This window comes from Streptomyces sp. SGAir0957 (assembly GCF_043523415.1).
On sequence record NZ_CP027290.1, the window covers coordinates 79,616 to 93,769 of the forward strand.

A 14,154-nucleotide genomic window follows, 5' to 3' on the forward strand; every position below is an offset into this window, starting at 1 on the left:
CGGCTCCAGACGTCCGGGCTGTCGGCGGGTGACGTCGTCCATCGTGGCCAGCGGTGTTCCCGCGCGGCACTGGGCACTTGTGGCCAGCCGCCGGGGCGTCATTTGTGCCCACTGGGGGCGCCCCCGCCCGCCTCCTAACGTGCTTGTCGCGGACGTCTCGCTCGGACCGCTTGGACCGCTTGTACCGCTGACAACGTGCTGACGATGGGGAGTGAACGGTGGCTGATCACCAGGTGGAAGAGTGGCGTCACGCGCTGGCGGGCCTGGAGCCGCTCGAACTGCCGGCGGACCGGCGCCCGGCGCACGACGGGCCGGGCCCCTCGGACCGGGTCCTCTTCGACGTGCCCGCCGCGACCGCGCGGGCGCTGTCCATGCTGGCGTGCGAGCGGGGGACGGATATTCCGGCGGTCCTCCTTACCGTGTTCCAGGCGCTGCTCGCACGCCACACCGGCCGGGGCGACGTCCCCGTGGTGGTGTGGGGCGAGGGCGGACGGACGCTGGCGGTTCGGGGCCCCGACGGCGACCCGGCGTTCGAGAACGCGCTGGCCGGCGTCGCACGCGCCGTCGAGGAGCGCGGCCCGCTGCCGTACGCCGCGCTCGCCGAGGCGGCCGGCGGCGCCCTGGACGGTGCGCCCTGGTTCGCGTGGCGCGCTGCGGGTGAGGGGCCGACCGCGTTCGCACCGACGGCACAGGTCACCCTGGAGCTGGCCGCCGACGGTGACGTGCTGCGGGGTGTCCTGGGCTTCCGCACGGACCTGTTCGACCGGGCGACGGCGGAGCGCCTGGCCGCCCACTTCGGGCGCCTCGCCGAGTCCGCCGCCGCGACACCCGGGGCGCGACTGGCCGCGCTGGAGATGCTGACGGCGGCGGAGCGGACACGGATCCTCACCGAGTGGAACGGCCCCCGGTCCGCGTACCCCGACACCTGGACGGTTCACCGCCTGGTCGAGGAGCGGGCCGCCCGCCAGCCGGACGCGGTCGCCCTGGAGCACGACGGGCGGCTGCTGACCTACCGCGCGCTGGACGAGCGGGCGAACCGGCTCGCCCGCCACCTCCGCGAGCGGGGCGTCGGACCGGGCGCACTGGTCGCGGTCTGCCTCGACCACGGCCCGGACCTGGTCTGCGCGCTGCTCGGGGTGCTCAAGTCCGGCGCCGCGTACGTGCCGTTGGACCCGTCCTACCCGGCCGAGCGGCTGCGTTTCATGGTCGGCGACAGTGCGGCGCCCGTGGTGATCACCCAGTCCCAGCACGCCGGTCTGTTCGCGCCGGGCTCCGGGCTGCTGCTCACCGACCGCGGCTGGCCGGAGGGTGACGGCTCGGCCCCGGCCGCCGAGTCGGGCCCCGACGACCTGGCCTACGTCATCTACACCTCGGGCTCCACGGGCCGCCCCAAGGGCGTCCGGGTGGCGCACCGGGGAGTCGTCAACTATCTGCACTGGTGCGACCGCGCCTACCCGGCCGCGCCCGGCGCCGAGATCGGCTCGCTGCTGTGCTCGTCGGCGGCGTTCGACCTGACGGTCACCGCCCTGTTCCTGCCGCTGGTGCAGGGCCTGCGCCTTGTCGTGCCGCATCCCGGCCCTGGGCAGACGGTGTTCGACGCGGCCGTGGAGCTCGTGGCGGCCGGCGCGCGGGTCAGTTTCCTCAAGGCGACCCCCTCCCATCTGGAGCTGCTGGTCGGGCGGCTGGAGCGGGAGGGTCTGCGGCACGCCGTCGCGACGGTGGTGGCGGGCGGCGAGGACCTCACACCCGCGCTGACGCACCGGGTCCTTGCGAGCGGCGCGAACGACACGGCCGTCGTCAACGAGTACGGGCCGACCGAGGCGACCGTGGGCAACGTGGTCAGCCGGACGGTCTCGGTGGACCCGACGGCGGACCACGTGCCGATGGGCCGCGCGATCGACAACACCGAGGTGTTCGTGGTCGGCGCACACGGTGAGGTCCAGCCGGTCGGTGTGCCGGGCGAGCTGCTGATCGGCGGCGTGAACGTGGCCCTCGGGTACCTGGGGCGGCCCGAACTGACGGCGCAGCGGTTCGTGCCCCATCCGTTCTCGGCCGATCCGGACGCCCGGGTGTACCGCACCGGGGACCTGGTGAAGTGGCTGCCGGACGGGCAGCTGGTCTACCTCGGCCGGATCGACGACCAGGTCAAGCTGCGCGGCCACCGGGTGGAGCTGGGCGAGATCGAGAACGCCCTCCTCGCCCGGCCGGGCGTGGCGGCGGCGACCGTCGTCGTCCGCGAGGACATTCCGGGCGACAAGCGCCTGGTGGCGTACCTGGTACCGGCGGGCGGGACCGGTCCGGCCGCGCCCGAGCTGCGCCGGGCCCTGGCGCGGGATCTGCCCGAGCACATGGTGCCCGCCCGGTACGTGGCGCTGGAGCGGCTCCCTCTGACACCGAACGGCAAGGTCGACCGCAAGGCGCTGCCCGCGCCCGAGGGCGGGCGTCCGGATCTGACCTCGGCGTACACGGCCCCGCGCACCTCCACCGAGGCGGCCGTCGCCGGCATCTGGGCCGATCTGCTGGGCGTGCACCCGGTCGGCGTCGACGACGACTTCTTCGAGCTGGGCGGGCACTCGCTGCTGGCCGTCCGGGTCGCTTCCCGGCTGCGCCGGGACCTGGGCGCGCACGTCTCCCACCGCACCCTGTTCGAGGCGCGAACCCCCGCGGCGCTGGCGGCCGCCCTCGACGCGCCCGGCGTCCTCCGCGAGGCGATGGCCCCGCGTCCGGAACGGTCCGCGGGACCGGTGCCGCTGTCGTTCGCCCAGCAACGCCTTTGGTTCCTCGACCAGTTGGATCCCGGACGGGCCGAGTACGTGGTCCCGGCCGGGCTGCGGGTCACGGGGCCGTTCGCGCCGGACGCGTTCGCGGCCGCGCTGACGGCTCTGGTCGCCCGGCACGAGATCCTGCGGACCCGGTTCGTGGCGGACGCCGCGGGGCGTCCGGTGCAGATCGTCGAGCCGCCGCGCGAGGTGGCCGTCCAGGTGCACGACGCGCGGGACCTCGGCGGCGACGCGGCGTCCGCCATCCTGCGGGAGGCGGCGGGGCTGCCGTTCGACCTGGCGGCGGGACCGTTGCTGCGGGCGGTGGCGGTGCGGGTCGCCGAGGAGGAGTGGCTCCTCCTGGTGGCGCTGCACCACATCGTCTCCGACGGCTGGTCGGAAGGCATCCTGGCGCGGGAGCTGCGGGAGTTGTACGGGGCGGCGGTCACGGGCCGCGATGCCGGTCTCGTCCCGCTGGAACTCCAGTACGCGGACTTCGCGACCTGGCAGCGCGTGACCCTGGAAGGCCCTGAGCTGGACGGACAGGCGGAGTACTGGCGGGAGCGGCTCGCCGGACTCCAGTCGCTGGAACTGCCGACCGACAGGCGCCGGCCCGCCGAGCGGTCGGGCCGTGGTGACGAGGTCGCCTTCACCGTCCCCGCCGAGCTGGTCGACGCGGCCCGGCGGACGGCGGCGGGGCAGGGCGCCAGCCTGTTCATGTCGCTGCTCGCGGTGTTCCAGCTGCTGATGGCCAAGTACAGCGGGCAGGAGGACATCGCGGTCGGCACCCCGATCGCCGGCCGCAACCGGTCGGAGACCGAGGACCTGATCGGTTTCTTCGTCAACACCCTCGTGATGCGCACCGACCTGTCCGGCGACCCCCGCTTCGGTGACCTGCTCGACCGGGTCAGGGAGAGCGCGCTCGGCGCCTACGACCACCAGGACCTTCCCCTCGAGCGCCTGGTGGAGGAGTTGGCGCCGGAGCGGGACCTGTCCCGCACCCCGCTGTTCCAGACCATGTTCGTGCTCCAGAACACCCCGGACGGGAACGCGTGGGGGCTGCCGGGGTGCGAGGTCGAGCCGTTCGCGGTGCGGACCGAGGAGGCCAAGTTCGACCTGACCCTGTTCCTCACCGAGCGGCCCGGCGGTTCGCTGGAGGGGAAGCTGGTCTTCGCCACGGACCTGTTCGACCACGCGACGGCGACCCGGCTGGCCGGTCACTTCACGACCCTGCTCCAAGCGGTGACAGCGGACCGGGACCGGCGGCTGTCGGAGCTGGAGGTGCTGACCGGGGCCGAGCGCGCCCGTGTCCTGACCGAGTGGTCCGGGATGGCGTCCCTCTCCGCGGACGACGCCACGACGGCGCACCGGCTCGTCGAGGAGCGTGCCGCACAACTGCCCGCCGCGACGGCGGTGTGGTCGCAGGCCGGGGAGGTGACGTACCGGGAACTGAACGAGCGGGCCAACCGGCTCGCCCGGCACCTGCGGACGCTCGGCGCCGAGGCCGGCCGGGTGGTCGCCGTGTGCCTGGAGCGCGGGCCCGACCAGATCACCGCCCTGCTCGCGGCGCTGAAGTCGGGGGCCGCGTACCTGCCGCTGGACCCGGATCTTCCGGCCGACCGGCTCGCCTACATGATCGAGGACTCCGGGGCGGCGCACGTGGTGACCGACGCCGCGCACGCGGCTTCGCTGCCCCGCACAGCCCACCGCTTCCTCAGCGACCGGGACTGGCCGCTGGTCCAGGAGCTGGCGGCGCACGACCCGGAGCCCGTAGCGGCCCCGGACGACCTGGCCTACCTCATCTACACCAGCGGCTCGACCGGCCGCCCCAAGGGCGTCCAGATCGAGCACCGCAGCCTGGTCAACCTGATCCACTGGACGGTGGAGAGCTTCGGCGCGGCGCCGGGCCGACGGGTCGCGCACCTGGCCGGTCTCGGTTTCGACGCCGCGGCATGGGAGCTGTGGCCCGCGCTGGCGGCCGGCGCCACCGTGTGCGTCCCCGACGACACGGTGCGGCGCACACCGGAGCTGCTCAAGCGCTGGCTGGCGGCGCGGCGGGTGCACGGCACGTTCCTCTCCACGCCCATGCTGGAGGCGCTGGCCGCCCTGGACTGGTCGGAGCCGACCTCGCTGGCCCACGTCCTGACCGGCGGCGACGCGCTGCGCCTGCCGGCCGGGCTGCGGCTGCCGTTCCGCGTCGTCAACAACTACGGGCCGACCGAGTCGACGGTGGTCACGACGTCGGCCGAGGTGGAGCCGGGGGTACCGGTGCCGCCGATCGGCCGGCCGGTGCGCAACACCGTCGTGTACGTCGTCGACCGGTACGACCGGCCCGTGCCGATCGGCGTCGCGGGCGAACTCCTGGTGGGCGGCGCCGGACTGGCGCGCGGCTACCAGGGGCTGGCGGAACAGACCGCGGCGCGGTTCGTCACCGTGGACGTCGACGGCACCCCCCGGCGCGTCTACCGGACCGGGGACCGGGTGCGGTGGCTGCCCGACGGGCAACTGGAGTTCCTGGGCCGCCTCGACGACCAGGTGAAGCTGCGCGGCCACCGCATCGAGCCGGGCGAGATCGAGTCGGTGCTGCTTGCCGGTGATGACGTCGCGACCGCGTCCGTGATCCTGCGGGAGGACGTCCCCGGTGACAAGCGCCTGGTGGCGTACGTCATACCGGACGGGCAGGCGCCGACCGCCGAGGGTCTGCGGGCCCGGCTGCGCCGGGAGCTGCCCGCCTCCATGGTGCCGTCCGCGTTCGTCGTCCTCGACCGGCTGCCGCTCACCCCGAACGGCAAGGTCGACCGGCGTGCGCTGCCCGCGCCGGAGCCGCGCTCGGCCGAGGGCGGTGTCGCGCCGCGCACACAAACCGAACGCGCGGTGGCCGAGGCCTGGTCGCTGGTGCTTGGGACGGAGGTGACCGGTGTCGACGACAACTTCTTCGAGCTGGGCGGTCACTCGCTCCTTGCCACCCAGGTCACCTCCAGGCTGCGGGCCGCGCTCGGCGTGGAGGTGCCGGTACGGTCCCTGTTCGCGGCGCCCACCGTGGCCGGGCTCGCGGCCCTCGTCGCCGAGCTCGACACGGACGACACCGAGAACACGGACCGGATCACCCCCGCCCCGCGGACCGGCGGGCCGCTGCCCCTCAGCTCCGCCCAGCAGAGGCTGTGGTTCCTGAACCAGCTGGAGCCGGGGCGCGCCGAGTACGTCGTCCCGTTCGCGCTGCACATCCGGGGCGTACTGGACGTACCGGCCCTGGACGCCGCGCTCACCTCGATGGTGGCGCGGCACGAGGTCCTGCGGACCCGGTTCGTCTCCGAGGACGGTGAGCCCGGGCAGGTCGTCGATCCGGCGGCTCCGGTGCGCACGGCCGTCCACGATCTGCGTCACGTCGCCGATCCGGAGCAACGGCTGGCGCAGGCGCGGCGGATCGCGGAGGCCGAGGCGGGGCGCCCGTTCGATCTCGCCACGGGTCCGCTGCTGCGGGCGCACCTGGTGCGGCTCGCCGACGACGAGGCGTTCCTCCTGCTGTCGGTGCACCACATCGCGGCCGACGGATGGTCGGAGGGGATCCTGGCGCGCGAGCTGCGGGAGGGGTACCGGGCGGCGGTGACCGGGGTGGAGCCGGCCGGCCTGCCCGAACTGCCGTTGCAGTACGCGGACTTCGCCGTGTGGCAGCGCGAGCGGCTGGCCGGTGGCGCGCTGACGGACCAGCTGGACTACTGGCGCGACCGGCTCGCCGGAGTGGAGCCGCTGGAGCTCCCCAGCGACCACCGGCGCCAGGCGGGGCCGCCGGAAGGCGGCGGCTCCACCGTGACGTTCGAGGTGCCGGCCGGGGTCGCCGCCCGGCTGCGGACGGTGGCGACGGGGAACGGCGCCAGCATGTACATGGTGCTCCTGGCGGTGTTCCAGGTGCTCCTGTCGAAGTACAGCAGGCAGGACGACATCACGGTCGGCAGCCCCATCGCCGGCCGCAACCGCGCCGAGACCGAGGACCTGATCGGCTTCTTCGTCAACACCCTGGTGATGCGCACCGACCTGTCAGGCGATCCCGCGTTCACCGAGCTGATCGACCGGGTCAAGGACACCGCGCTCGGCGCCTACGACCACCAGGACCTTCCCTTCGAGCGCCTGGTGGAGGAGCTGGCACCCGACCGCGACCCCTCGCGCAACCCGCTGTTCCAGACCATGTTTGCGCTCCAGAACACCCCGGACGGCCACACCTGGAGCCTTCCCGGTGCCGAGGTGGAGCCGTTCGCCGTGACGCCGCCCGACGCCAAGTTCGACCTGACTCTGATCATGTCCGAGGGCCCGTCCGGCGGTCTGCGCGGCACCCTGGAGTACCGTACCGACCTCTTCCGGCAGGACACCGTCGAGCGGCTGGCCGGCCACCTGGGCACGCTCCTCGACGCGGTCGCCGGCGCTCCCGGGTCCCGCCTGTCGCAGCTGTGCCTGCTCACCCCGGCCGAGCGGCGCACGACACTCGTCGAGTGGAACGACACCGCCACCGCCTATCCGGACCGTGCCACCCTGCACGGCCTCTTCGAGGAGCGGGCGGCCCGGCAGCCGGACACCGTGGCCGTCGAATCGGCGCAGGCCACGCTCACCTACGGCGAACTCAACGCGCGCGCCAACCGGATCGCCCACCACCTGCGGGCCCGTTACGGGGTGCGGCCGGACATGCCCGTGGCGGTGTGCCTGGGCCGCGGCGCCGACCTGGTGACGGCGGAACTCGCGGTGCTGAAGGCCGGGGCGGCGTACGTGCCCCTGGACCCGGAGTACCCCGTCGAGCGGCTGGCGTACATGGTGCGCGACACGGAGACCCCGGTCGTCCTCACCGACACCGCGCGGGCAGGCCGACTCCCGTCCGGTGTCCCCGTGCTGCTCCTCGACGCGTGCGACGCCGAGGGGGGAGTCCTCGACGGCATGCCGGTCACCGACCCGGAGCCCGCCGCAGGCCCGCACCACCTGGCCTACCTCATCTACACCAGCGGCTCGACCGGCCGTCCCAAGGGGGTCCAGGTCGAGCACCGCGGCCTGGTCAGCCTCGTCCACTGGACCGCCGCCGAGTACGGGCTGGAGCCGGGCCAACGGATCGGGCTGCTCGCCGGGGTCGGGTTCGACGCCGCGGCGTGGGAGCTGTGGCTCGGCCTCACCCGGGGCGCGACCTGCTGCGTCACCAGCGAGCGGGTCCGGCTCGCTCCGCAGCTGCTGCGGGACTGGCTGGTCGAGCAGCGCATCCACGCCACGTTCCTGTCGACGCCGATGCTGGAGTCGCTGGCGGCGCTCGACTGGGACCGGGACACCCCCCTCGACTACGTACTGACCGGCGGCGACCGGCTGCGGATGCCACCGCACGCCCGGCTGCCGTTCCGGGTGGTCAACAACTACGGCCCGACGGAGACCACGGTCATCGTCACGTCCACCGTGTGCGTCCCCGGGGACACCGTTCCGCCGATCGGCCGGCCGGTCGGCAACGCCCGGTGCTTCGTGGTGGACCAGCACGGCGCTCCGCAGCCCGTCGGCGTCCCGGGTGAACTCCTGGTCGGCGGCGTCCAGGTGGCGCGCGGCTACCTGGGGCGGCCCGATCTGACCGAGGAGCGGTTCGTCGCGTTCGAGGCCGGGGAGGTGGGCGACCGGGTGTACCGCACCGGCGACCTGGTGCGGTGGCGGGCGGACGGGCAGCTGGAGTTCCTGCGCAGGATCGACCACCAGGTCAAGATCCGCGGCAACCGCATCGAACTGGGCGAGGTCGAGGCCCACTTGATCACCCACCCCGGTGTCGGCGAGGTCTCCGTGATCGTCCGTGAGGACGTGCCCGGCGACAAACGCCTGGTGGCCTACCTGGTGGCCGCCGGGCCCGACGCCCCGAGCATCACCGAGCTGCACGCGCACCTCGGACGCCACCTGCCCGACTACATGATCCCGGCCGGGTTCGTGCTCCTCGACCGGCTTCCGCTGACCGCCAACGGCAAGGTCGACCGGGCGGCCCTGCCCGTCCCGGACGGCAGGCGGCCGGAGCTCGGGACGTCGTACACGGCACCGCGCAACACGGTCGAGCGGCACATCGCGGCCGTCTGGACGGAGCTCCTGGGCATCGAACGTGTCGGCGTCCACGACAACTTCTTCCAGCTGGGCGGCCATTCGCTGCTCGCCACCCAGGTCGCGTCGAGACTGCGCAAGGCCCTGCGGGTCGAGGTGCCGGTCCGGGCGGTGTTCGACCACCCGACCCCCGCCGAGCTGGCGCAGAACATCGCGGATCTGATGATGGCCGCGATCAACGCGCAGTTCGCGCCGGCCGGATGACGCGGTACGCCCCCCACCGTCGCGCCGGCGGTGGGGGCGTACGGCCGGGCCCGCCGTCGTGGTGACAGTGACGGCGGGCCCGGCCGGGCCGCGAGTCGCGTCAGGCCATGTCCTCGGCCTGGATGCCGCCCTGGGCGATGGCCAGGGCGCCGAGCTGGAAGCGGCTCTGCGCACCGAAGCGGTCGGTCAGTTTCTCGGAGAGCCGGCGGACCGTGCGCAGCGAGACGTCCATCCTGCGGGCGGCGGCGGCGTCGGTGAGGCCCTGCGCCCACAGCCGCAGCACGTGCTGCTCCTGGAGGGAGAGGGCGCCGCGGGTACGGGGGCGTGCCTCGGTCAGCGGAAGCGCCTCCTTCCACAGCCGGGTGAACAGGGCGGCGAACGCCTCGGTGACCGACTCGACGCCGCACACCATGGCGCCGACGACGGACCGGGCGGTGGCGACCGGGACCACGACGTGGGTGCGGTCGCAGAGGATCATCCACGCGGGCAGCGAGGGCAGCGTACGGATCGACCCGATGCTGTCCTGCCTCCCGCGCACCCGGTCCATCACCTCGGGATCGTTGCGGACGCTCTCCAGGACGATCGTGCGGGACGCCGCGCCGCGCCGGCGCAGGATCTCGTCGACGGGCCCGGCGGACCCGGTGACGGACAGGGCGAGCCGTTCCGTGGGACCGACGGTCAGCCACTCCTGCTCGCATCCTTCGGCCAGTTCCGTGACGCGCCGCCACACGGCGTCCGCGCCGGCCAGCCACTCGACGCCGGGCATCCCGTCCCGGCCGCTGCGGGCGTGCTCGGACAGCAGCCGGGTCACCTCGAGGCGGCTGTCCTCCACCTGCAACCGGTGGCGGGCGAGGTCGTCCTGCTCCCGGGCGAGCATCGCGGCCAGGCCCACCTCCGGGGCGACCGGCCGCCAGCCGGAGGCGGTGTCCCCGGGGACCACGAGCAGGAGGGCCGACAGCCGCTCAAGGCGCTCCCGGACCGTCTCCTCGTCCTCCTTCAGCCGCTCCGCCAACTCGGTGACCCCGGCGCCGGGCAGGTCGACCATGGCGAGGTAGACGCTTCGTGCGAGGGGGTCGATACCCGAAGAGGTCCGCATTCCTTCACTCCTGTTGTCTCGGCTGTACGGCACCTGTTGGTCACGCATCGAGTCGGACGACGTTCGGCGGGCCACGGCACGGTCCCGTGCCGCTGCCTGGTCATCGACCGGACATCAGTAGACGGGAGGCCCGGGCGGTGGGGAATGCGGGCCGACCACCCAAGTTGTGGGGCGGTGCTCCGTACCGGGCGTGGCTCCCCGTACGACGGCACCCGTCCCGTGCGGGCGGCCAGGGAGTCCGCGGACACCGGCCGCTCCCGTGCTGCCGCGCGAGGACCACGTATCTCCGGAGCGAGCTGTCACGGTGTGCCGCACGCGGCACCGAGGCATCCGGGTACGCGCACTGGCCTGCGGATTCGCCGCTCCGGCGCCGCGAGTTCGGGCCGTCCGCACCCAGGGACGACGCGTCGGCCCCCACCCCTCCCCGGGGGCCGTCGGAGAATATGGGGGATGCGCCCCCATGTGGGGGCCGCGCGGTGTCTGGGACGTTCTTCCCGTGACCGAAACAGCCGCACCCACGACGCCCCGAAGCGCGCACCTGCCGCTCGCCTGGTGGGCCCCCGCGCTCACCCTCAGCGAGCGCGTCGCCGCCCCCGGACGTCCCGCGGCGTCAGCCACGACCGCCACGTCCGGCCGCGCCCCGTGGGCGGCCGGGGACACGGCGGGCTTCGCGGCCCGGCTCGCCCACCTGGGCCTCGACGAATTCGCCGTCCGGGCGCTCGTCGCCGAGGCACCGGAACACCTGGCGGACCGCGCCGGCACCCCGCGCTGGGCCGACTACGTCGAAGAGGCCCTGCTCCACGCCGACACCGCCGCACGCCCGGCGCTCGGCCACGACGCCACCGGGCCCGAGGTGTTCGCACCGGTCGTGGCGCCGCTTGTGGTGCCCGCATCGGCCGACCTCGACCGGCGCCTTGCGCCGCTCCCCCCGGTGGAACGGGCCCTGCTGCGCGCCTCGTTCGAGCAGTGGCTGCTGAGCCGGATGGCGCGGCAGGCGGCCCGCACACTCGTCCGCGAACTCGACGCCGCCCGGCGCGCCGGAGGGCTCCCCGGTGCCACCTCCCGCGATCGCTTCGCCTCCTTCCTCGCCGCCCGCGGCAGCGCCGACGGCCTGCGAACCCTGTTCACCTCCTATCCGGTGCTGGCCCGGCTCCTTGGCCAGGCCGCCTTGGACGCGGCCGACGCCGTCGCCGAACTGGGCCTGCGGCTGCACACCGACCGGAAAGAACTGGTGGCCGTCCTGCTCGCCGGCCGCGACCCCGGTCCGCTCACCCGCGTCGACCTGGGCCGCGGTGACGTCCACCGCGGCGGGCGCGCCGTGGCGGTCCTGGAGTTCGCGGACGGCTCACGGGCGGTCTACAAGCCGCGCCCCCTCGGGCAGCACGCCCTCCTCGACGACCTGGCGCACTGGCTCACCGGGCGGGTCGCCGGCCTGGAACTGCGCACCCCGCGCACGGTACGGCGACAGGAATACGGCTGGCTCGAGTACATCGAGCACCGCTGGTGCGGATCGATGTCCGAGGCGGACGCCTTCTACCGGCGCCAGGGCGCACTCCTGTCCCTGCTGTACGCGGTGGACGGCGCCGACATGCACTACGAGAACCTCATCGCCGCCGGTGACCAGCCCGTCCTCGTGGACGCCGAGACCCTGCTGCACACCGGGCTTCCGCAGGCCGCCACGGCAGGAGCGGATCCGGCCGCCGACGCCCTCCAGGCCTCCGTGCACCGCACATGCCTGCTGCCCCACCTGCTGATCGGTGAGCACGGCGCGCTGGACATCTCCGCGCTCGGCCGCTCCGAGCAGGGCGCGTACCCCAGCGAGGGCCTGTGCTGGAAGGACAGCGGCCTTGACACCATGCGGGTCGTACGCGGCCGGGTGATCAGTCCCGCCGCGCAGAACCAGCCGCTGCCCGCCGGGCACCGGCTCCAGGGCGCCGACCACCGCGCCGCGCTGCTTGACGGCTTCCGCACCACCTACGCCGCGATCCGCGCGCACGGCGCCGAACTGACCGCGCCGGACGGCCTGCTGGCCCGGCACGCGGACAGCCCCGCACGGCTGATCGTCCGCTCCACGCGGCTGTACTCCACGCTGCTGGAGGAGTCCACGCACCCGGCCCTGCTCGGCGACGCGCTCGCCCGGGACGCCGCGTTCGCGGTGCTGTGGACCGAGTCGGCGCACGACCCGGCGCGCGGCCGCCTGGTGGAGCACGAGACCGAGGACCTGTGGCGCGGGGACGTCCCCCTGTTCGTCCACCGGCCCTCCGGAACGGAAGTACGGGCAGCGGGCGGGACCTGGCTGGCGAACCTGCTGCCGACGGCGAGCGTCGAGGCGGTCCGCGCCAAGATCTCCCGGATGGACGAGGTCGACTGCCGCAACCAGGAGTGGATCGTCGCGGCCGCCCTTGCGGCCCGCGAGGCGGACTCCCCGCTGGTCAGGCCGCGCTCCGAGCTGGTGCCGGCGCCCCTGCCCGCCGTGGCGCCCGAGCCGTCCCGGCTGCTCGCAGCGGCCTGCGGGATCGCCGACGAGATCGCCGCCCGCGCCGTGCGCTCCGGCGGCCGGGCCAACTGGATCGGCCTGGAACGCCTGCCCGGCGGTCACTGGTCGGTCCTCCCGATGGGGGCCGGACTCGGCCAGGGCTACACCGGGGTCGCGCTCTTCCTCGCGCAGGCCGGACTCCTCGCGGGAGCCGACCGCTACACGGCGCTCGCCCACGAGGCGGCGCAGCCGCTGCCGACGCTGCTGAAGATGCTGGCCGCTGACCCCGAACTGTGTGCCGTGGTGGGACCCGGAGCGTACGACGGGATCGGCGGCATCCTGTACGGCCTGATCCGGCTGTCGGCCCTGCTCGACGCGGACCTCGCGAACTCGCTGCCCGACGCGCTCACCGCACTCGAACACGCCGTGGCGGCCTGCCCTGACCACGGGTTCGCGGACGGCGCCGCCGGGGCCCTGGCGGCGGCGGTCGCCGCCCATGAGGCCACCGGCGCGCCCCGCGCCCTGGAACTGGCCGACGCGCTGGCGGACGCCTTGGCGGACGCCACCGCGCAGGGCGGGGGCGGCGGGGGCGACGCGGGATTCGCCGACGGAGCCGCGGGCATCGGCTGGGCGCTGTGGCGCCACGCGGCCCACCGGGCCGACGGGCGACGCCGGGAGGCGGCGGCCGGGCTGCTGCGTTCCGCCTCGATCGACGCCGCCGCGTACGGTACGTCGTGGACCGCAGGACTGCCCGGCATCGCCGCCGCGACCGTTCACCTGCCGGGATACGAGGCCGGGCTCGCCGCCCGGCTGTCCGCACTCGGCGACGGCTCCGATCTGAGCGCGGGCCACGGCGCCTTCGGCGCGGTGGAGGCCCTGTCGGTCCTCGCCGGCCGGGGCGACCCCGCGGCGTCCACCGCCCTCACCCGCACCGGCGGCCGGCTGCTCGCGACGGTCGAAGGCCAGCAGCACCGCTGCGCGACCCCCGACCAAGTCCCCTCTCCCGCCCTGCTGACCGGCCTCGCCGGAATCGGGTACGGGCTGCTCCGCCTCTGCTCCCCCGACCGTGTCCCCTCAGCGCTCCTCCTTGAGCACTCCCGTCCGCCGATCCCGGCCACCGCACGGACCTGTTAGGCCGAGCCCGCCCGGCGACCCGACGGCTGCCCCGTCTTCTTCTCCTCGTCTCCTCGTCTCCACTTCTCCTCTTCTCCACTTCTCCTCGTCTCCTCTTCTCCGTTCTCTCCCGCTCACCCGGCACATCCCCCACGAAGGAGTTCCCTCATGGACCAGCGGAACCTGCACTCCGAGCACGTCGCTTCCGTCTCCGCCGACACCGCCGTCACCCCGGCTGCCGTCGAAGCGCAGGACGACGCCGCGGGCGGCATCACCCTCTCGGGCCGCAACCGCGCCTGCGCCCGCGCCCGCGTCCTGGCCGGGATGGTCCTCACCAGCGGCATCGTCATCACGCTGAGCTCGATCGACACCTCGGTGTCCGCACCCCACTGACCTCCCCCGGCCGCCCG

4 protein-coding genes are annotated in these 14,154 nt (G+C 74.4%); 3 read left to right on the top strand and 1 reads right to left on the bottom strand.

All coding sequences use genetic code 11. The features are described 5' to 3' along the window. Positions 1–218: 218 nt before the first annotated feature. Positions 219–9,059 carry a non-ribosomal peptide synthetase gene (locus C1N81_RS00830; RefSeq protein WP_394425678.1) on the top strand — a complete coding sequence of 2,947 codons (8,841 nt, stop codon included), beginning with the start codon at positions 219–221 and terminating at the stop codon, positions 9,057–9,059. Positions 9,060–9,159: 100 nt separating this feature from the next. On the opposite strand, the gene C1N81_RS00835 is transcribed toward C1N81_RS00830, so the two are convergent. Beyond that, the gene (locus tag C1N81_RS00835; RefSeq protein WP_394425681.1) at positions 9,160–10,155 is read right to left on the bottom strand and encodes a LuxR C-terminal-related transcriptional regulator; all 996 of its coding nucleotides are present in this window, start codon (positions 10,153–10,155) and stop codon (positions 9,160–9,162) included. Positions 10,156–10,651: 496 nt separating this feature from the next. On the opposite strand from C1N81_RS00835, the gene lanM reads away from it, so the two are divergent. Together lanM and C1N81_RS00845 are read left to right on the top strand one after the other, a co-directional pair. Continuing rightward, on the top strand, positions 10,652–13,765 hold the full coding sequence (lanM, locus tag C1N81_RS00840) for a type 2 lanthipeptide synthetase LanM (RefSeq protein WP_394425683.1): 3,114 nt from the start codon (positions 10,652–10,654) through the stop codon (positions 13,763–13,765). A 147-nt stretch (positions 13,766–13,912) separates the two neighbouring features. Then, positions 13,913–14,137, top strand: coding sequence for a hypothetical protein (locus tag C1N81_RS00845; RefSeq protein ID WP_394425685.1), 225 nt, complete (start codon positions 13,913–13,915; stop codon positions 14,135–14,137). Positions 14,138–14,154: the final 17 nt, after the last annotated feature.